This is a genomic window from Streptomyces sp. NBC_01707 (assembly GCF_041438805.1).
Lineage (GTDB): Bacteria > Actinomycetota > Actinomycetes > Streptomycetales > Streptomycetaceae > Streptomyces.
In genome coordinates this window covers 3,576,346-3,596,213 of sequence record NZ_CP109190.1, presented here as the reverse complement: position 1 = coordinate 3,596,213, position 19,868 = coordinate 3,576,346, and the positions used below count along the sequence as shown (strand labels likewise).

Annotated in this window: 14 protein-coding genes; 11 read left to right on the top strand and 3 right to left on the bottom strand. The window is 70.3% G+C overall.

The window, feature by feature from the left end; translation table 11 throughout:
- The first annotated feature begins 231 nt into the window (after positions 1 to 231).
- The 5 genes from OG963_RS16140 (at position 232) to OG963_RS16120 (ending at position 7,415) form a co-directional block, all read left to right on the top strand.
- The gene (locus OG963_RS16140; RefSeq protein ID WP_093772389.1) at positions 232 to 2,556 is read left to right on the top strand and encodes an MMPL family transporter; all 2,325 of its coding nucleotides are present in this window, start codon (positions 232 to 234) and stop codon (positions 2,554 to 2,556) included.
- Complete coding sequence (locus OG963_RS16135; protein ID WP_371800299.1) at positions 2,534 to 3,088, top strand: GNAT family N-acetyltransferase; 555 nt, start codon at positions 2,534 to 2,536, stop codon at positions 3,086 to 3,088. Before OG963_RS16140 ends, OG963_RS16135 begins: the two co-directional genes overlap by 23 nt.
- 85 nt (positions 3,089 to 3,173) lie before the next feature.
- On the top strand, positions 3,174 to 3,791 hold the full coding sequence (locus OG963_RS16130) for a hypothetical protein (RefSeq protein WP_371799189.1): 618 nt from the start codon (positions 3,174 to 3,176) through the stop codon (positions 3,789 to 3,791).
- 257 nt (positions 3,792 to 4,048) lie between these two features.
- The gene (locus OG963_RS16125) at positions 4,049 to 4,222 is read left to right on the top strand and encodes a hypothetical protein (protein WP_176902128.1); all 174 of its coding nucleotides are present in this window, start codon (positions 4,049 to 4,051) and stop codon (positions 4,220 to 4,222) included.
- Between the two features lie 10 nt (positions 4,223 to 4,232).
- On the top strand, positions 4,233 to 7,415 hold the full coding sequence (locus OG963_RS16120; protein ID WP_371799188.1) for an AAA family ATPase: 3,183 nt from the start codon (positions 4,233 to 4,235) through the stop codon (positions 7,413 to 7,415).
- A gap of 51 nt (positions 7,416 to 7,466) precedes the next feature.
- On the opposite strand, the gene OG963_RS16115 is transcribed toward OG963_RS16120, so the two are convergent.
- The 3 genes from OG963_RS16115 to OG963_RS16105 all read right to left on the bottom strand — a co-directional run bounded on the left by OG963_RS16115 (position 7,467) and on the right by OG963_RS16105 (position 10,044).
- Positions 7,467 to 7,721 carry a DUF6191 domain-containing protein gene (locus OG963_RS16115; RefSeq protein WP_371799187.1) on the bottom strand — a complete coding sequence of 85 codons (255 nt, stop codon included), beginning with the start codon at positions 7,719 to 7,721 and terminating at the stop codon, positions 7,467 to 7,469.
- Positions 7,722 to 7,749: 28 nt separating this feature from the next.
- On the bottom strand, positions 7,750 to 9,000 hold the full coding sequence (locus OG963_RS16110; RefSeq protein ID WP_371126308.1) for a sorbosone dehydrogenase family protein: 1,251 nt from the start codon (positions 8,998 to 9,000) through the stop codon (positions 7,750 to 7,752).
- Between the two features lie 87 nt (positions 9,001 to 9,087).
- Positions 9,088 to 10,044 (bottom strand): aldo/keto reductase, encoded by a 957-nt coding sequence (locus OG963_RS16105; RefSeq protein WP_176902157.1) that lies wholly within the window; start codon positions 10,042 to 10,044, stop codon positions 9,088 to 9,090.
- A gap of 133 nt (positions 10,045 to 10,177) precedes the next feature.
- On the opposite strand from OG963_RS16105, the gene OG963_RS16100 reads away from it, so the two are divergent.
- The 6 genes from OG963_RS16100 to serA all read left to right on the top strand — a co-directional run bounded on the left by OG963_RS16100 (position 10,178) and on the right by serA (position 19,833).
- Positions 10,178 to 11,128, top strand: coding sequence for a 2-hydroxyacid dehydrogenase (locus tag OG963_RS16100; protein ID WP_093772377.1), 951 nt, complete (start codon positions 10,178 to 10,180; stop codon positions 11,126 to 11,128).
- Positions 11,129 to 11,411: 283 nt separating this feature from the next.
- On the top strand, positions 11,412 to 14,249 hold the full coding sequence (locus tag OG963_RS16095) for a bifunctional diguanylate cyclase/phosphodiesterase (RefSeq protein ID WP_256223454.1): 2,838 nt from the start codon (positions 11,412 to 11,414) through the stop codon (positions 14,247 to 14,249).
- A 206-nt stretch (positions 14,250 to 14,455) separates the two neighbouring features.
- Entirely contained in the window at positions 14,456 to 16,312 is a 1,857-nt protein-coding gene (locus OG963_RS16090) for an acetolactate synthase large subunit (RefSeq protein ID WP_030928850.1), read from the top strand.
- Between the two features lie 22 nt (positions 16,313 to 16,334).
- The gene (gene ilvN, locus OG963_RS16085) at positions 16,335 to 16,862 is read left to right on the top strand and encodes an acetolactate synthase small subunit (protein ID WP_030928848.1); all 528 of its coding nucleotides are present in this window, start codon (positions 16,335 to 16,337) and stop codon (positions 16,860 to 16,862) included.
- A 102-nt stretch (positions 16,863 to 16,964) separates the two neighbouring features.
- Positions 16,965 to 17,966, top strand: coding sequence for a ketol-acid reductoisomerase (gene ilvC, locus OG963_RS16080; protein ID WP_093772369.1), 1,002 nt, complete (start codon positions 16,965 to 16,967; stop codon positions 17,964 to 17,966).
- 274 nt (positions 17,967 to 18,240) lie between these two features.
- Entirely contained in the window at positions 18,241 to 19,833 is a 1,593-nt protein-coding gene (gene serA / locus OG963_RS16075) for a phosphoglycerate dehydrogenase (RefSeq protein WP_030928842.1), read from the top strand.
- The last annotated feature ends 35 nt before the right edge of the window (positions 19,834 to 19,868 follow it).

Below are 19,868 nucleotides of genomic sequence, written 5' to 3'. Positions count from 1 at the left end.
CGGAACAGGCCGTCGTGGGTGTGCCCACCTGGACGGGGACGCGCGGGAGGGCGGGAGATGGCCGGGACGCCGGGCATGTAAGGGAATAATCAGACACTGTGAGCATCGCCACGAAACGGGCAAATGATCAACAGTGGCTGCCAGAGTGACGGTTCTCAGGTCATGTGTTCTTTGCGGGCAGTTCATCAGATCTCCCGAAAAAGATCCACGAACCACCAGGGAGCACGTCCGTTGGCTGCCATCGCCCGCTGGTGCGTCACGCACCGTCTCCTCGCTGTCCTCGTCTGGCTGCTCACCCTCGGCGGCGCGGCCACCGCGGCGGGCATGGCGGGCTCCGCGTACTCCAACGACTACGAGGTGCCCGGCACGGAGTCGGGCAGGGCCACCCAGCTGCTCGAGGACGGCTTCACGAACCTCGGCGGTGACACCGACACCGTCGTCTGGCACACCACCGGATCCACCGTCCGGGCCACCGACGTCGTACAGACGATGACGCGGACGCTGCACGCGGTCGAGGAGCTGCCGGGTGTCGGAGGCGTCACAGGGCCCTACGGGGCCTCCGGCGTCGGGCAGATCAGCGCGGACGGACACACCGCCTACGCCGTGATCACCTTCGACCACCAGGCCGACGACATCCCGGTGCAGCAGGCCCGGGCCGTCGTCGAAACCGCGAAGGCGGCCGCAGGTGACGGGCTCCAGGTGGAGGTGGGTGGCTCCGTGGCCGCCCTCACCGAAGCGTCGTCCGCCCACCTCAGCGAGGTCATCGGCGTGGTCGTCGCCGCGGTCGTCCTCTTCCTCGCCTTCGGCTCGCTCGCCGCCAGCCTGCTGCCCGTCGCCACCGCCCTCGTCTCGGTCGGAACGGCGTACGCGGGCATCGTGCTGCTCGGGCACCTGATGACCGTCGCCGACTTCGCCCCCATGCTGGGCATGTTGATCGGGCTCGGCGTCGGCATCGACTACGCCCTGTTCATCGTCACCCGGCACCGCAGAGGGCTGCGGCGCGGCCTGCCGGTCGCCGAGGCGGCGCGGAACGCCGTCACGACCACGGGGCGTGCCGTCGTCTTCGCCGGGGCCACCGTCTGTATCGCACTGCTCGGCATGCTGATCCTGCGGCTCGGGTTCCTCAACGGCGTAGCCATCGCCGCGTCGCTCACCGTCGTGCTGACCGTCGCCGCCTCGGTGACGCTGCTGCCCGCACTGCTGTCGTTCGTCGGGATGCGGGCACTGAGCCGACGTGAACGCAGACAGCTCGCCGAGCAGGGACCGCAGCCCGAACTGCCCACCGGCTTCGCCGCGCGCTGGTCCGCCTTCGTCGAACGGCACCCCAAGCTGCTCGGCGTGGCCGCGGCCGCGGTGATGCTGGTTCTCGCGCTGCCGACGTTCTCACTGCATCTGGGCACCTCCGACCAGGGCAACAACGCCTCGTCGTCGACCACCCGACAGGCGTACGACCTGCTGGCCGACGGCTTCGGGCCCGGCGTCAACGGTCCGCTGACGATCGCCGCGCAGCTCGACGGCGCCGACGACCGGCTCGCGATGGACGCCCTGCCCGCCACGCTGCGGGCCACCGACGGCGTGGCATCGGTCAGCCCCGTCACGTACAACAGCAGCGGCGACACGGCGTTCGTCACCGTCGTCCCGACGTCGTCGCCGCAGTCCCAGCGGACGAGCGCCCTCGTCGACCGGCTGCGCGCGGACGTCGTGCCGCACGCCGAGGAGAACACCTCGCTCCGGGCCCATGTCGGCGGGGTGACCGCCGGCTACGACGACTTCGCGCAGGTCATCATCGGCAAACTTCCGCTCTTCGTCGGGGTCGTCATCGGGCTCGGCTGTCTGCTTCTCCTGCTGGCCTTCCGGTCGATCGGCATCCCGCTGAAGGCGGCCGCGATGAACGTCGCAGCCGTCGCCTCCTCGTTCGGGGTCGTCATCGCGATCTTCCAGTGGGGGTGGGGGAGCGAACTGCTCGGACTCGGCAGCGCCGGCCCCGTCGAACCCTTCCTGCCGGTGATCATGGTGTCCGTGCTCTTCGGGCTCTCCATGGACTATCAGGTGTTCCTGGTCGGCCGGATGTACGAGGAGTGGCTGGAGACCGGCGACAACCGGCGGGCGGTCCGGGTCGGCCTCGCCGAGACCGGCCGGGTGATCAACTCCGCCGCAGTGATCATGATCTCGGTCTTCCTGGCCTTCGTCCTCAGCGGGGACCGGGTCATCGCGATGTTCGGCATCGCGCTCGCGGCGGCGGTGGCGCTCGACGCCTTTGTCCTGCGGACTCTGCTGGTACCCGCACTGATGCACATGCTGGGTGGTGCGAACTGGTGGCTGCCGAGCTGGCTGGAACGGCGGCTGCCGCGCATCAGCATCGAGCCGCCCGAATGCTGGGAGCCGCATGCGAGCATTTCCGGAGCGCGCAGCAGCGAGGACGACGGATCGGCCGCACAGCGCGTCCACCGAGATCTCATGCGGTCTCCTGGGACGGACCTCCAGGAGGGGCGGACCTCTCGAGACCGACCTCGACCGACACAGAAGGAGCATGATGTTCGCGGTATCCCTGGGTGACGACGGTGCGGAACTGCGCCCGCTGGAGATCTGGCAGGCGGAGGAGTTCCTCGCCCACATCGACCGGGCACGCGAACTCGTCGACCCGTGGATCCCCTTCGCCTCCTTCGCCACCGACCTCGAATCGGCGCGCGCCCTGCTGCAGCGGTACGCCGACAAGCAGGCGGCCGACACCGGCCGGCTGTACGGCATCTGGTCGGACGGGACCCTCGTCGGCGGCGTCCTCTTCCGGGTCTTCGACACCGAGTCCGGGAACTGCGAGGTCGGCTGCTGGCTGGAGCCGGCGGGGGAGGGGCGCGGCCTGGTGACCCGCGCGGTGCGGAAGCTGATCGACTGGGCGGTCGAGGAGCGAGGCATGCACCGTGTGGAGTGGGTGGCGTCCTCCGTCAACACCCGCAGTGTCGCGGTCGCGAAGCGGCTCGGGATGACGTGCGACGGGGTGCTGCGCCAGAACTACCCGTACCGCGGGGTGAGGCACGACTCGGAGATATGGTCCGTCCTGGCGCCCGAGTGGCGCGCGCAGCGGGGCTGACGCGGCGCCGGGGAGCCGGGCGGGTCTGCCGGACCGGCCGCGGCCGTTAAGGGCGTTCTCATACGGGCCGCCTAGCGTGCGGCCCATGAACCCCACGACTTCCAAGACCCCCGCAGCTCCCACTGCCGAAGGCGACCACGAGGAGAAGGCGGCGGACCGCCTCGACGAAGGGGCGATCGAAGCCGAGGGCGACCGTGCGGTGAGCGACGGCAGCGGCCCCGACGCGGACCGGGACTCCGACCTGGACCACGACTTCGAGGACGACCTCGAGGACGACGACTCCGACCGGGCACCGTCCGGGCTCGCCGCGGCCGCCGCGGCCGTCGCCGCCGCCGGCCTCGGTGTCGTCGGTCTCACCGGGGCCTGGACCGGCCGGGTAGTCGCCGAGCGCGAAACCCTGCTGGGACAGATGAAGACCGCCTCCGGCGGCTCCGTGGCCCGGCAGATCTCCGAGATCTACGGTGACGCCTGGCACTCCACGGCTCTCGTCAACGGCCTCTTCGCCCTGCTTGCCCTGCTCGTCGGTGTATTCGCCCTGGTCCGCCCGGCCTTCGGCGCACCCGCCGAGGAACCGCAGCCCGGCTGGGTCCGCGCCGTCGCGACGGCCGGCATCGCGCTCGGCGTCCTCGGCGTACTGATCTCCGTCGGCATGTACTTCGACCTCATCGTCGCCCTGCCGGCGGCGAGCGCAGCCGCCGGCTGAGAGCCACGACCGAGCAGTACGCAACAACCGGCGGCGCCCTAAGGCATCCACTCGGGGGGCCTAGGTCCGCATGCGGCAACCGTCGCGTGCGCCTAAGGCCCCCACCCCGTAGAGATGCGGAACTCGCCCGATGTGGCGGCACCCCCTGGGAGACGACAGTAGAGGCACGGCAGAAGCCGGGCCCGGCAGATCCGGGCCGGCCCACCGACTGCCCCTCCACCAGGCCTCAACAGGCCGTCGTCATCAGGGAGAAGCACATGTACGCGTACGAACTCCACAAGATCAACGAAGCCGAACTCCTCCGCCGGGCCGAGCTGGAGCGCGTCGTCCGGCAGGCCCGCCGGGCCCGCCGCGCCGCGCGCCGGTCCGGACGCCAGGAGGACGAAGGGGTGGTGAGTACGTTCCGGAATCGGTTCGTCCGCGCCGCGTGACGAGCGCGCGATGAGCGCCGATTCCCCTTCCACCGCCACCGTGTCGGACCCATGTGCGATGCTCGGCGGCGTGGAGACCAGGTCCGTCAGTCCCGTGTTCGTCGGCCGCGCAGGTGAACTCACCTCGCTCACCGATGCGCTCGCCCGCGCCACCGCCGGGCCCCCCGGCCGTCCGGGAGCCCCGGGCGGAGAACCGCAGGCGCTGCTCATCGGTGGCGAGGCGGGCGTCGGCAAGACACGGCTGGTCGAGGAGTTCCTGACGGCGGCGGGCCGACGTGAGGCCGTCGTCGCCGTCGGCGGCTGCGTCGAGATCGGCGCCGACGGGCTGCCGTACGCCCCGTTCTCCACGGCGCTGCGCGCCCTGCGCCGCACCCTGCCCGACGAAATGGCCGCGGCCTGCGCCGGGCAGGAGGGCGAACTGGCCAGGCTCCTCCCCGAACTCGGCGACGCCGACCGGGACGCCACCGACGAGCACGGCACCGCCCGCCTCTTCGAGCTCACCGCGCGGCTGCTGGAACGCATCTCCGCCGACCGGCCCGTCGTCCTCGTCCTGGAGGACCTGCACTGGGCCGACGCCTCCACCCGGCACCTCCTCGCCTATCTCTTCCGCACGCTGCGCAGCGGCCGCCTCGTCGTGGTCGGCACCTACCGGGCCGACGACATCCACCGCCGCCACCCCCTGCGCCCCCTCCTCGCCGAACTGGACCGGCTCCGCACCGTCCGCCGGATCGAACTCGCCCGCTTCAACCGCGCCGAGGTCGGTCGCCAGCTCACCGGCATCCTCGCGGCCACCCCGGAACCTGCACTCGCCGACGAGATATTCGAACGGTCCGACGGCAACGCCTTCTTCGTCGAAGAGCTCGCCTGCAGCCTGGAGTGCGGCGACAGCGCCGGACTCTCCGACTCGCTGCGCGACCTCCTCCTCGTCCGTGTCGAGGCGCTCTCCGAAGACGCCCAGAAGATCGCCCGGATCATCGCCGAGGGCGGCTCCACCGTCGAGTACGGACTGCTGGCCGCGGTCTCCGGTCTCGCCGAGGACGACCTCATCGAGGCGCTGCGGGGAGCCGTCGGCGCCAACCTGCTGCTCACCACACCGGAAGGCAACGGCTACCGCTTCCGGCACTCGCTGGTCCGCGAGGCCGTCAGCGACGATCTGCTGCCCGGCGAACGCTCCCGGCTCAACCGCCGCTACGCCGAGGCACTGGAAGCCGACCCCACCCTCGTCCGCGCGGGTGAGCGCGCCACCCGCCTCGCCAGCTACTGGTACGGCGCCCACGATCCGGCCAAGGCGCTCCCCGCCGTGCTGAAGGCCTCCGTCGAGGCCCGCCGCCGCTACGCCTTCTCCGAGCAACTGCGGCTGCTGGAAAGGGCCATGGAGCTGTGGGACGACGTCCCCGACGAGGTGCGCCGCACTCTGCGCCCCATCGACTACGCCGAGGTCTACCCGGCGTGCGGCGGCGAACCGGACTCCACCCCGCTGCGCTACCTCGACCTGATGGCCGAGGCCACCGTCGCCGCCCGCTTCGGCGGCGACCGCGAACGAGCCCTCGCCATCTCCAAGAAGGCCATGCGGGTCCTGGACGGCGAGGCGGACCCGCTGCGGGCCGCCTGGTTCTGGGTCCAGCGCTCCCACTTGGTGCAGGCCCTCACCCGCGGTGACGGCTGGCAGGAACTGGCCACCGCCCAGGACCTGGTCCGTGGTCTGCCGCCGTCCGCCGTCCACGCCGACGTCCTCATGAGTGTGGCCGGCTGGGGCGCCCTGCACCGCCCCGGCGCCGAGACACTGGCCGCCGCCGACCGGGCCGTGGAGTACGCCCAACTCGTCGGCGACGAGTACATAGAGCTGCACGCCCGGCTCACCCGAGGCTGGCTCACCGCCGACGCCGGCGCCGTCGACGAGGGAATCGCCGAGATGTACGCCGTCCGAGACCGCGCCGATGAACTCCACCTCGTCGGCATCATGGGCCGCGCCAGCATCAACCTCCCCTCCACACTCGAATCGATGGGCCGCTCCCTGGAAGCCGTGGCCGCCGCGGACCACGGGATCGAGGTCTGCCACCGCCACGGCATCCCCGACACGGAGGCCTGGGTCCGCTCCAACCAGGCGATGTCGTACTTCTCCCTCGGCCATTGGGAGGAGAGCCAGGCCACCATCGACGTGGCCGCCCGCGTCGCCCAGTCCCGCAAGGCGCACGGCCTCGTCGCCTCGCACCGCACCGAGCTGGCCCTCGCTCGCGGTGACCTCGCCGAGGCCGAGGTGCAACTGGCCCTGAGCCAACGCTACTTCGGCTCCCGTGACCCGCAGCCCCAGCACCTCATCGCCCCGGTCCGTCACGCCGTGACCCTTGCCGTGCAGCAAGGCCGCCTCCCCGAGGCGCGGGCCGCATTCGAGGCCCAGGCGGAACAGGGCTTCCCGCCCGGTACCCAGCGGTACGCGCTGCCCCTGCTCCAGATCGCCGCCACGGCCGAGGCGGACGCCCGTGGCCTGCCCGCCACGGAGCCCGGACGCCCGGCGATCCTCGCCCTGATCCGTGAGCACCTGAAGCAGTTGCCGATGCTCGTCCCGGTCTGGGCCGCTTACGGTCTGCTGATCAACGCCGAGCTGGCCCGCGCGGAGGGCACCGACACCCCCGACCACTGGTCCCGTGCGGCCGCCGCCTTCGCCCCCCTGCGCCGCCCCTACGAGCTGGCGCAGGTCCACCACCGCTGGGCCGAAGCCCTCCTCATCGCCTCCGGCGACCGGCCCAGGGCCACCAGCCTCCTGTGCGACGCGCACTGCACCGCGGAACGGCTCGGTGCACGTCCGCTGACCGAGACCATCGAGCTGCTGGCCGGCCGCGCCCGTATCACGCTCGCCACCTCCGTCGACGAGATCCCGACCGCCGTCACCGTGCCGGCCGACGACGCCACCATGGACAGGGCGACGGAACGCGAGCACGCCGAGGAGCAGCTCCAGGCCGCGGCGGCCGCGGCGGTGGAGTCATTCGGGCTGACGCGGCGCGAGCAGGACGTGCACCGCCTCGTCGCCGCCGGGCACACGAACCGGAGGATCGCCGAGGAGCTCTACATCTCACCCAAAACCGCGAGTGTGCACGTCTCCAACATTCTCGCCAAGCTCGGCGTCTCCAGCCGCGGTGAGGCCGCGGCGCTCGCCCATCGCCTCCGTCTGTACCGTGCCCACGAGGTGTCCTAGCCGGGTGCGAGTGCGGGTGCGGGTGCGGTGGAGGTCCCGGCCCGTCTGTCGTCAATCGTCGGACGGGGTCGACGCCGCGTCCTCGTCCCCGGTCCCGTCCCCGGTCCCGTCCCCGTCCCCGTCCTGGTCCTCGTCCCCGCCCTCCGGCTCCGGACGGCGGACCGTCACCTTTCCCGACGCGAGGTCTATCGGGCCGCGGCCGGGATCGCCCACGCCCAGGTCCACCCGAGACAGTTCCAGGCGCTTCTGCTCCTCCGCGGCGTGCTTGCGGCCCGGGGCGAAGAGTTCCTCGAAGAAGTTGAACACCGGCTCGCCCTTTCACCTGCTGTAGCCGCTACCGCACCTCCAGCACCAGGGCTCTGTCGTCTCCCGGTTCCGGTGTGCCACGGGTATCCGTGTTGCTCGTGACCAGCCAGAGTCTGTTGCCGCCCGCCGCGAGCACGGTGCGCAGCCGGCCGTACTCACCTTTCAGGAACGATTGCGGGGCGGCCAGAGGTTCCTTGTCCGGGTTCTCCGACAGCGGGATCCTCCAGAGTCGCTCACCGCGCAGGCCCGCCATCCAGATCGAGCCCTTGGCGAAGGCGATCCCGCTCGGGGACGCCTCGGATGTCTTCCACTGTGCCACGGGGTCGACGAAACCCTTCTTTCCGACCTTCCCCTCGTGCTTCGGCCAGCCATAATTCCCACCGGGCACGATCTGATTGAGCTCGTCCCACGTGTCCTGACCGAATTCGGACGCCCACAGCTGTTTCCGGCTGTCCCAGGCCAGCCCCTGCACATTGCGGTGACCGTACGAATACATCAACAAGCCGGGTTCGGGGTTGCCCGGTGCCGGTCTGCCGTCCGGTGTCATCCGAAGGATCTTGCCCGCCAGGGAGGCCTTGTCCTGCGCCAGGCCGGTGTTCCCCGTCTCACCCGTCCCCGCATACAGCATGTGGTCCGGGCCGAATGCGATCCGGCCGCCGTTGTGGATGTTGCCCTTCGGGATGCCCCGCAGGATCGTCTGCGGCGCGCCCAGCTGCCGGCCGGCGTCACCGTGCTCGTCGTACCTCATGCGGGCGATGCGGTTGTCGGACCCGGTCGTGAAGTACGCGTACACCAGATGGTCCGAGGCGTAGGTGGGCGAGATCGCGATGCCCAGCAGCCCCCCCTCCCCGGCGGGTGACACCCCGGGCACCGTGCCCAGCAGCGTCTTGCCCCCCGTTCTCCCGTCGACCCGCGTGATCGTTCTCTCGTCGCGCGAGGACACCAGCAGATCGCCGCCGGGCAGCTCAGCCAGACCCCATGGTGAGGCGAGCCCCTCGGCCAGTGTCGACACCACCTTCACCGAGCCCTTCTCGGGCGGCAACGAGGTCGGCGGCGGCAGGGCGGAGGACGAGGAGGACACAGCGGGGGAGGAGGGCGGTGGGTGCGCCGTGCTCGCCGCGTCGCCCCCCGTGCTCCCTGAACCGTCGCTCGACGAACACCCCGCCGTCACCATCAGCGACCCCACCGCGACTGCGGTCACCATCGCGCGGCGCGCAACGGGAAACCCTCGCGGACGTTCCACCCGGGCTCTTACGGATCCGAATACAGAAGCGCGCACAGCACCGATCCCTTCGACGGCTGCCTGACTACTGTTCTTACACCGCAGCCCCGCCCCGGGTTCCGCATGACCGCCGAGTTTCTGCGTTCAGTCCCACGACCCGAGCGCCCGAGGCAGCCGCGCGATCTCCGCCAGGTCCTGCGCCGTCAGCTCCAGCCCGGCGGCCCCCGCGTTCTCCACCGCCCACCGCTCCCGCTTCGTCCCCGGCACCGGCACCACATGCGGGCCCTGGCGCAGCACCCAGGCCAGTGCCACCTGTGCCGGAGTCGCCCCGTGCCGTTCGGCGATCCGCCGCAGCCCCACCAGCACCGGCTGGTTCGCCGCCATCATCTCGGCCGTGAACCGCGGATGCCTGGCCCGTAGGTCGTCCGGCTCGAAGCCCTGGCCCGGCGTCAGCGTGCCCGTCAGATAGCCGTTGCCCAGCGGCATCGCCGCCAGCAGTCCCACGCCCCGCGCCTCGCACCACGGCAGCAACGTGTCGAGGGCCTCCGGCGACCACACCGAAAGCTCCGCCTGGACCGCGCTCACCGGAAAGACCTGCTGCACCCGCTCCAGTTGGCGAATCGTTCCGTCGTGCATCCGCGCTCCCGGCCGGCGCGAGGCCCGCGCCCCGACCGCGCTCAGCCCGAGCGCCCGCACCTTCCCGACGGTGACCAGCTCGGCCATCGCGCCCCAGGTCTCCTCCACCGGCACCTCGGGATCGGCCCGGTGCAGCTGGTACAGATCGATCACATCGGTCTGCAGCCGCCGCAGCGACGCGTCACAGGCCCGGCGCACGTAGCCGGGACGACCGTTGGCCACGATGTGCTGATCGCCCACCAGCAGCCCGCACTTGGTGGAGACGAAGGCATCGGCGCGGCGCCCCTTGAGGGCCCTCCCGATCAGCAGCTCGTTGGTGAACGGGCCGTACATGTCCGCCGTGTCGAGCAGTTGGACACCTGCGTCGAGCGCGGCGTGCACCGTCCGCAACGCACGGTCACCGTGCTGCTGGGACGTGCTGTACGCCCAGCTCATCGGCATGCAGCCGAGCCCGACCGCACCCACGGCGAGTGCCGCCGCACCGAGACTCCTGCGCTCCAACTCCCCGAACCCTCCCTCGGCCCCGCCGTCACGGGACCCCGCACCGCACCCAAAAGTAACCTCTGCCGTCGCGCGTACTTCGCATAGCCTCCTGACCATGACTTCTACGACGACTCCCGATGTATGGCTGCCGATTCCGGCCGATGAGATCGAAGGGCTCCCCGAGGGTCTCAACTACCGTTTCTGGGACGGCGAGCAGGACTTCCCCGCCGACCCCGCGGACTGCGCCTTCTACGTCGTTCCCTACATGAAGGGGCCGGAGATCGCGGTCCGCCCGCTCGCCGGGATGGGGGCGGTCCAGGTCGTCCAGACGCTCTCGGCGGGCATCGACCATGTCCAGCCGGGGCTCGGCCGGCTGTCCGCCGGGGTGCGGCTGTGCAACGCCAAGGGGGTCCACGAGGCCTCGACGGCGGAGCTCGCCCTCGCTCTGGTTCTCGCCTCGCTGCGCGGCTTCCCCGGGTTCGTCCACGGTCAGGACAAGGAGGAGTGGCGGGCAGGTTTCTACCCGGCGCTCGCCGACAAATCCGTTCTGATCGTGGGGTACGGATCGATCGGTGCCGCCATCGAGGACCGGCTCGCGCCCTTCGAGTGTGCGCGGGTGGCGCGCGTCGCGCGCTCCGCGCGGACAACAGCACGCGGCCCCGTACACACACTCGACGACCTGCCCGCACTGCTGCGCGAAGCCGACATCGTCATTCTGTCCACCCCGCTGAACCCTTCCACGCAAGGGCTGGTGAGCGCCGACTTCCTCGCCGCGATGCCGGACGGCGCGCTGCTCGTGAACGTCGCCCGGGGCGGAGTCGTGGACACCAAGGCCCTGCTGTCCGAACTCGAGTCCGGGCGGCTGTGCGCGGCACTCGACGTCACCGACCCGGAACCGCTGCCCGCCGGCCACCCCCTCTGGCATGCTCCGAACGTCCTGATCACTCCGCATGTGGGCGGCAGCACCTCTGCGTTCCTACCGCGTGCCAAGCGGCTGCTGGCCGGACAGCTCACCCGGTTCGCCGCGGGGGAGCCGGTACAGAACGTCGTACTCACCACCGGCTGACCACGCTGCGAATCCGTTCTGCTGCGCAGAGTGTCGGCAACTGCCCAGGTCGTCACGGAGAGTAGAGGAACTATGTCCCTGTGTGACGAGTCTGGTGTATCGTCCCGAATGGGGGCTGCGCCGTGGAAGGGACGGCGCGGGGTGGCAGCGGAACGCGAGGGGGGCGACGGGCGATGCAGGGCCGATGGGCGAACGATCCGACGCGGCACGGCGGTCGACGGAGACCACCTGGGCGCCCATCGTGCCGCGCCCTCACCCGCCCGACAGCGTCGGGGACACCTCGGTGAGCGCCCCGGCGAGCGCTCTCGGGGCGTTCTTCTCCCGGCGGTCGACCGCCGGACGGGCGTCCGGGGCGGTCTCGCAGATCCTTCTCGGCCTGGTCTGCGGAGGGTACGCCGTGGGGGCGGCCTTCGGCTGGGGCTCGTCCGAGCTGGCCCTCGTCATGGGCGACTTCGGCCTCAGCGCCGCTGCCCTGATCGCGGCCGTCTCCTGCTTCCTCTACGCGCGCTTCGGGTGCGACCGGTTCCGGCCCGCCTGGCTGCTGTTCTCGCTCTCCTCGCTGATGGCCGCCGGGGGGAATGCCGTCTGGGGCTGGTACGAAGTCGTGCTCGGCGTCGAAGTGCCCAGCCCGTCGCCGGCCGACGTCTTCTTCCTCTGCTTCGCGCCGCCCGCCATCGTCGGGCTGCTCGTGCTCGCCAAGCGCCCTGTCACCAGGGCGGGTTGGCTCTGCCTGGTGCTGGACTCCTGGCTGATCGGCGGATCGCTCCTCACGCTCTCCTGGAGCCTGGCACTCGCCCACACGGCGCATCTCGCCGACGCCGAGGGGGCGAGCGTGGCCCGCGCGGCGCTCTCGCTGGCCTATCCGCTGCTCGACATCGTGCTGGTCTCCATGGTGCTCGCCCTGCACTTCCGGCGGGCCAACGCCAACCGCTCCGCGGTGAACACGGCCATCGCCGCCCTCGCCCTGACGGTCCTGTGCGACGCGCTGTTCACCTCGCCGCTGCTGCGCCAGACGTACCATTCCGGCCAGTTGCTGGACGCCGGCTGGTTCGCCGGTTCGCTGCTCCTCGCGTACGCCCCCTGGGGTGCGAACCGGCTGGGAGACAACGCTGTCGAGCAGCGCCCGGCCCCGCGCACCACCAGCCGTCCGATCGCCGGTTCACTGGCCGCGCTCACGCCATATCTCGCCGCGGCCGTCTGCACCCTCGGCATTCTCTACAACGTCATCGAGGGCCGCCGGGTGGACCGCGTCGTGGTCTTCACCGGCTGCACGGTGGTGCTCGCCCTGGTCGTACGACAGGGCATCATGCTCGTCGACAACATCGCGCTCACCCAGGAGCTGGCGCAGAAGGAGAACCACTTCCGCTCCCTGGTCCAGGGGTCCAGCGACGTCATCATGATCGCCGCCCCCACCGGCATCCTCCGGTACGTCAGCCCCGCCGCCTCCGGTGTCTACGGGCGGGAGGCCGACGATCTCATCGGCGCCGAGCTCGCCTCGATCATCCATCCCGAGGATCTGGGGCGCGTGGTCCACGAAGTGCGGCGGTTCCTGGCCGCGCCGCCCAGCGAGGAACCCACCACCCGGATCGAGTGCCGGTTCAGATCCGGCACCGGTGACTGGCTCAACGTCGAGTCCACCGTCAACCGGCACCAGGGCGGGCTGATCCTCAACAGCCGGGACGTGACCGAACGGGTCAGGCTGCAGGCCCAGTTGCAGCACAACGCCGAGCACGACCCGCTCACCGACCTGCCCAACCGCGCCCTGTTCACCGACCGGGTCCGCCAGGCTCTCGGCGGCCGCCGCGCCGGTGACCCCGGTACCGCGGTGCTCTTCATCGACCTCGACGGCTTCAAGGCGGTCAACGACCGTCTCGGCCACCAGGCGGGCGACGAGCTGCTCGTCCAGGCCGCCCGCCGTCTCCAGGAGTCCGTGCGGGCCGGGGACACCGCGGCCCGCCTCGGCGGCGACGAGTTCGCGGCGCTCATCCTCGGAGACGGCACGCGCGACCAGGGCGCCCGGGAGTACCAGGTCCACGAGATCGCAGACCGGCTGCGCCTCGCGCTCTCCCAGCCGTACCGGATCGGCGGCGGCGAGGTCCGCGTAGCAGCCTCCATCGGGGTCGCCTTCGCCGAGCCCGCCATCACCCCCACCGACCTCATGCGCAACGCCGACCTCGCCATGTACCGCGCCAAGGCGGCCGGCAAGGACCGCGTCGAGCTGTACGCCCCGCAGATGCAGGCCGAAGTGGTACGCCGATCCGAGCTGGCGGCCCGGCTGCGCACCGCCCTGCGGGACGGCGAGTTCGCGCTGCTCCACCAGCCCGTGGTCCATCTGGCCACCGGCACCGTCGCCGCCGTCGCCGCACAGGCCCGCTGGCGCTCCGCGCAGGGAATCCTGTTCACCCCCGCGGAGTTCCTTCGCGTCGCCGAGGACAGCGACCGCACCGCGGAGCTCGGCCGCTGGCTTCTCGAAGAGGCCGTCGAGCAGGCCGCCGACCGGGCCAGGGCCGGGCACCAGGTCGCCGTGGCCGTCCGACTGTCCGCGCGCAGGCTGCTGGACAGGGCGATGCCGTTCGGCTCCGTCGAGGCGCTTCTCACCCGGCACGGCCTGCCCTCGGGGGCGCTGATGATCGAGGTCTCCGACAACGACCCCCGGGTCTCGTTCGACGAGCTCGAGCAGCGTCTCGTCGGGCTGCGCCGGCTCGGCGTACGGATCGCGCTCGACGGCTTCGGCAGCGGCTACGCGGCGATCAACGCGCTGCGCCGGCTCCCCATCGACGTACTGAAACTGGACCGTGGTCTCGTCGAGGGCGTCGTGGAATCGGCCCGCCTGCACAAGATCACCAGTGGGCTGCTGAGGATCGCCTGCGACCTCGGCCTGCAGTCGGTGGCCGACGGGGTCGACGTGCCGGAACAGGTCCTCGCGCTGCGCGCCATGGGCTGTACGCACGGCCAGGGGATGGCCTTCTCCGGGCCGCTGGACGAGTACCGTCTGCGCCGGACACTGGTGCGCGGCGAGTTCCCGGTGCCCGGCGGCCCCACTGCTCAGCCCGTCCTGACGGGCGGCTCGATTCCGCTGCTCAGCGGACCACATTCTGAGATGCCTATCCCACCTACTTGACACGTTGTGTGCGTCGGAGAGAGGGTCAATGCCATGCGCACCCGAATTCTCGTACTTGGAAAGCGCGTCGGCTGAAGCAGAGTCCCTCGTTGACACTCTGCAGACCGCACCGGCGCGCTCCCCTCGCTTGCCTCACGGCACGAGGGGTTTTTTGTTGCACTGGCACACCTCAAAACCCCGCAAAAACCCTCAGCTTCGAGAAGAGAATGCCGATGACCGAGCAGGCCACCGGGGCCCATCATCCCCAGCCGCGGGCCCGTAACGGCGGATCGTCCTCCGCCACCGTTGAGCACGTCACGGGTGCGCAGTCCCTCATCCGGTCTCTTGAGGAGGTGGGGGCCGACACGGTATTCGGCATTCCCGGCGGCGCCATCCTTCCGGCGTACGACCCGATGATGGACTCCACCCGGGTCCGTCATGTGCTGGTCCGTCACGAGCAGGGCGCCGGACACGCCGCCACCGGCTACGCGCAGGCCACCGGCAAGGTCGGTGTCTGCATGGCCACCTCCGGCCCGGGCGCCACCAACCTGGTCACCCCGATCGCCGACGCGCACATGGACTCCGTCCCGATGGTCGCGATCACCGGCCAGGTCGCCGCCAAGGCGATCGGCACGGACGCCTTCCAGGAAGCCGACATCTGCGGCATCACGATGCCGGTCACCAAGCACAACTTCCTGGTCACCCGGGCCGAGGACATCCCGCACACGATCGCCGAGGCCTTCCACATCGCCTCGACCGGCCGCCCGGGCCCCGTCCTCGTCGACATCGCCAAGGACGCCCTGCAGGCGCAGACCACGTTCAGCTGGCCGCCGACCCAGGACCTGCCCGGCTACCGTCCGGTCACCAAGCCGCACGCCAAGCAGATCCGCGAGGCCGCCAAGCTCATCACCCAGGCCAAGCGGCCGGTGCTGTACGTCGGCGGCGGCGTCATGAAGGCCGGGGCGACCGCCGAGCTGAAGGTCCTCGCAGAGCTCACCGGAGCGCCCGTCACCACCACCCTGATGGCGCTCGGTTCGTTCCCCGACAGCCACCCGCTGCACGTGGGAATGCCGGGCATGCACGGTTCGGTCACCGCGGTCACCGCGCTGCAGAAGGCCGACCTGATCGTCGCCCTCGGCGCCCGCTTCGACGACCGCGTCACCGGCAAGCTGGACAGCTTCGCCCCGTACGCCAAGATCGTCCACGCCGACATCGACCCGGCGGAGATCGGCAAGAACCGCGCCGCCGACGTGCCGATCGTCGGAGACGCCCGCGAGGTCATCGCCGACCTCGTCCAGGCCGTCCAGGCCGAGCACACCGAGGGACACACCGGTGACTACTCCGCCTGGTGGAAGGACCTCAACCGCTGGCGCGACACCTACCCGGTCGGCTACGACCTCCCCGAGGACGGCAGCCTCTCCCCGCAGCAGGTCATCCAGCGTATCGGCGAGCTCGCCCCCGAGAACACGATCTTCGCGGCGGGCGTCGGCCAGCACCAGATGTGGGCCTCGCACTTCATCCAGTACGAGCAGCCGGCCACCTGGCTGAACTCCGGCGGCGCCGGAACGATGGGTTACGCGGTCCCGGCCGCGATGGGCGCCAAGGCCGGCATGCCGGACCGTACGGTCTGGGCGATCGACGGCGACGGCTGCTTCCAGATGACCAATCAGGAACTCACCACCTGCGCGCTCAACAACATCCCGATCAAGGTCGCGATCATCAACAACGGCGCCCTCGGGATGGTCCGCCAGTGGCAGACCCTGTTCTACAACCAGCGGTACTCCAACACCGTGCTGCACTCCGGCGCGGACACCGAGGGCGCCCCGGCGAAGGGCACCCGCGTGCCGGACTTCGTCAAGCTGTCCGAGGCCATGGGCTGCTACGCGATCCGCTGCGAGGACCCGGCCGATCTGGACAAGGTCATCGCCGAGGCCAACGCGATCAACGACCGCCCGGTCGTCATCGACTTCATCGTCCACGAGGACGCCATGGTGTGGCCGATGGTCGCCGCCGGCACCTCCAACGACGAGGTCATGGCCGCCCGTGGTGTCCGCCCCGACTTCGGCGACAACGAAGACGACTGAGAGACAGAGAGAGACCGACTCCATGTCCACCAAGCACACGCTCTCCGTCCTGGTCGAGAACAAGCCCGGCGTCCTCGCCCGGATCACGGCCCTGTTCTCCCGACGCGGCTTCAACATCGACTCGCTAGCGGTCGGTACCACCGAGCACCCCGACATCTCACGCATCACCATCGTCGTGGGTGTCGAGGACCTGCCCCTCGAGCAGGTGACCAAGCAGCTCAACAAGCTGATCAACGTACTGAAGATCGTCGAACTCGAGCCGTCCGCTGCGATCCAGCGTGAGCTCGTCCTGGTGAAGGTCCGCGCCGACAACGAGACCCGCTCCCAGATCGTCGAGATCGTCAAGCTGTTCCGCGCCAAGACCGTGGACGTCTCCCCGGACGCCGTCACGATCGAGGCGACCGGCGGCGCCGACAAGCTGGAGGCCATGCTCAAGATGCTGGAGCAGTACGGCATCAAGGAGCTCGTCCAGTCCGGCACCATCGCCATAGGGCGCGGCGCGCGCTCGATCACCGACCGTTCGCTGCGCGCCCTCGACCGTACGGCCTAGCCGCCACCCCTCTCGCCGCTCGTATGGCGAGACCCGAAAACGTAATGGACGCACCCCGCCGTACGGTGGGACGCAACACCTGCACACCAAGGAGAAGACCCAGTGGCCGAGCTGTTCTACGACGACGATGCCGACCTGTCCATCATCCAGGGCCGCAAGGTCGCGGTCATCGGCTACGGCAGCCAGGGCCACGCCCACGCGCTGTCGCTGCGTGACTCGGGTGTCGACGTCCGTGTCGGTCTGCACGAGGGCTCCAAGTCCAAGGCCAAGGCCGAGGAGCAGGGCCTGCGCGTGGTGACCCCGGCGGAGGCCGCCGCCGAGGCCGACGTCATCATGATCCTCGTCCCGGACCCGATCCAGGCCCAGGTCTACGAGGAGTCCATCAAGGACAACCTCAAGGACGGCGACGCGCTGTTCTTCGGCCACGGCCTGAACATCCGGTTCGACTTCATCAAGCCGCCGGCCAACGTCGACGTCTGCATGGTGGCCCCGAAGGGCCCGGGTCACCTGGTCCGCCGTCAGTACGAGGAGGGCCGCGGCGTTCCGTGCATCGTGGCCGTCGAGCAGGACGCCTCGGGCAACGGCCTGGCGCTCGCGCTGTCGTACGCGAAGGGCATCGGTGGCACCCGCGCCGGCGTCATCAAGACGACCTTCACCGAGGAGACCGAGACCGACCTGTTCGGTGAGCAGGCCGTCCTCTGCGGTGGCACCGCCGCTCTGGTCAAGGCCGGTTTCGAGACCCTGACCGAGGCCGGATACCAGCCGGAGATCGCCTACTTCGAGTGCCTCCACGAGCTGAAGCTCATCGTCGACCTGATGTACGAGGGCGGCCTGGAGAAGATGCGCTGGTCGATCTCGGAGACCGCCGAGTGGGGCGACTACGTCACCGGTCCGCGGATCATCACGGACGCCACCAAGGCCGAGATGAAGAAGGTTCTCGCCGAGATCCAGGACGGCACCTTCGCCAAGAACTGGATGGCCGAGTACCACAACGGTCTGCCCAAGTACAACGAGTACAAGAAGGCCGACAGCGACCACCTGCTGGAGACCACCGGTCGTGAGCTGCGCAAGCTCATGAGCTGGGTGAACGACGAGGACGCGTAAGTCCTCAGCCGCGGGGCGGGTCTTCGGACCCGCCCCGCGGCGCATCCCCCGCATCACCGCTGGAAGAAGGCGGCGCCGTACGTGTGTACAAGTCGTCCAGCCCCATGTGGGTGATCCTTCCATCGGGGCGCAGAATGCGCCCTCGCGCATGACTACACTTCTCCACACATACACGCGTCAGGCCCACAGTGTCGTGCGTCTTCCACGCGGCAAGCCCCCTCCACCGCCTGCGGCCGTCGGGACGGCCGTCCGCACTGGACTTGTGAGGACTCACGTGAGCTCGAAACCTGTCGTACTCATCGCTGAAGAGCTGTCGCCTGCCACGGTTGACGCCCTGGGACCGGATTTCGACATCCGGCACTGCAACGGCGCGGACCGCGCCGAACTCCTCCCCGCGATCGCCGATGTCGACGCCATCCTGGTGCGCTCCGCCACCAAGGTCGATGCCGAGGCCGTCGCCGCCGCGAAGAAGCTGAAGGTCGTCGCCCGCGCGGGAGTCGGTCTGGACAACGTCGACGTGTCCGCGGCCACCAAGGCCGGCGTGATGGTCGTGAACGCCCCGACGTCCAACATCGTCACCGCCGCCGAGCTGGCCTGCGGTCTGCTCGTCGCCACCGCGCGTAACATCCCGCAGGCCAACACCGCCCTCAAGAACGGCGAGTGGAAGCGCTCCAAGTACACCGGCGTCGAGCTGAGCGAGAAGACCCTCGGTGTCGTCGGCCTCGGCCGCATCGGCGTGCTGGTCGCGCAGCGCATGTCGGCCTTCGGCATGAAGATCGTCGCGTACGACCCCTATGTGCAGCCGGCCCGCGCCGCGCAGATGGGCGTCAAGCTCCTCACGCTCGACGAGCTGCTGGAAGTCTCCGACTTCATCACCGTGCACCTGCCGAAGACCCCCGAGACCCTCGGTCTGATCGGTGACGAGGCGCTGCACAAGGTGAAGCCCTCGGTGCGGATCGTCAACGCCGCGCGCGGCGGCATCGTCGACGAGGAGGCGCTCGCCTCCGCCCTCAAGGAGGGCCGCGTCGCCGGCGCCGGTCTCGACGTGTACGCGAAGGAGCCCTGCACGGACTCCCCGCTGTTCCAGTTCGACCAGGTCGTCTGCACCCCGCACCTCGGCGCCTCCACCGACGAGGCGCAGGAGAAGGCGGGCATCGCGGTCGCCAAGTCCGTCCGCCTCGCGCTCGCCGGTGAACTCGTGCCGGACGCCGTCAACGTGCAGGGCGGTGTCATCGCCGAGGACGTACGTCCTGGCCTGCCGCTCGCCGAGAAGCTCGGCCGGATCTTCACCGCGCTCGCGGGCGAGGTCGCGGCCCGCCTCGATGTCGAGGTGTACGGCGAGATCACCCAGCACGACGTCAAGGTGCTCGAACTCTCCGCGCTCAAGGGCGTCTTCGAGGACGTCGTCGACGAGACGGTGTCCTACGTCAACGCCCCGCTCTTCGCGCAGGAGCGCGGTGTCGAGGTCCGCCTCACCACCAGCTCCGAGTCGCCGGACCACCGCAATGTGGTGACGGTGCGCGGCACGCTGGCGAGCGGCGAGGAGGTCGCGGTCTCCGGCACGCTGGCCGGCCCCAAGCACCTTCAGAAGATCGTGGCGATCGGCGAGCACGATGTGGATCTGGCGCTCGCCGACCACATGGTCGTCCTGCGTTACGAGGACCGTCCCGGTGTCGTCGGCGCCGTCGGCAAGATTCTCGGCGAGGCCGGTCTCAACATCGCCGGCATGCAGGTCTCGCGGGCGGCCGCGGGCGGCGAGGCGCTGGTCGTCCTCACCGTCGACGACGACGTCCCGGCAGCGGTCCTGAACGAGATCGCCGAGGAGATCGGCGCCGCCTCGGCCCGTTCGGTGAACCTCACCGACTGATCGCAGACCCTGTGCGAGCCGGCGTACCCGGCATG

What these genes read in the sequence shown, in the direction of transcription:
- OG963_RS16135 (WP_371800299.1), top strand. Translation starts at nt 2,534, where the DNA reads ATGTTCGCGGTATCCCTGGGTGACGACGGTGCGGAACTGCGCCCGCTG.
- OG963_RS16130 (WP_371799189.1), top strand. Translation starts at nt 3,174, where the DNA reads ATGAACCCCACGACTTCCAAGACCCCCGCAGCTCCCACTGCCGAAGGC.
- OG963_RS16125 (WP_176902128.1), top strand. Translation starts at nt 4,049, where the DNA reads ATGTACGCGTACGAACTCCACAAGATCAACGAAGCCGAACTCCTCCGC.
- OG963_RS16120 (WP_371799188.1), top strand. Translation starts at nt 4,233, where the DNA reads ATGAGCGCCGATTCCCCTTCCACCGCCACCGTGTCGGACCCATGTGCG.
- OG963_RS16100 (WP_093772377.1), top strand. Translation starts at nt 10,178, where the DNA reads ATGACTTCTACGACGACTCCCGATGTATGGCTGCCGATTCCGGCCGAT.
- OG963_RS16090 (WP_030928850.1), top strand. Translation starts at nt 14,456, where the DNA reads ATGCCGATGACCGAGCAGGCCACCGGGGCCCATCATCCCCAGCCGCGG.
- ilvN (WP_030928848.1), top strand. Translation starts at nt 16,335, where the DNA reads ATGTCCACCAAGCACACGCTCTCCGTCCTGGTCGAGAACAAGCCCGGC.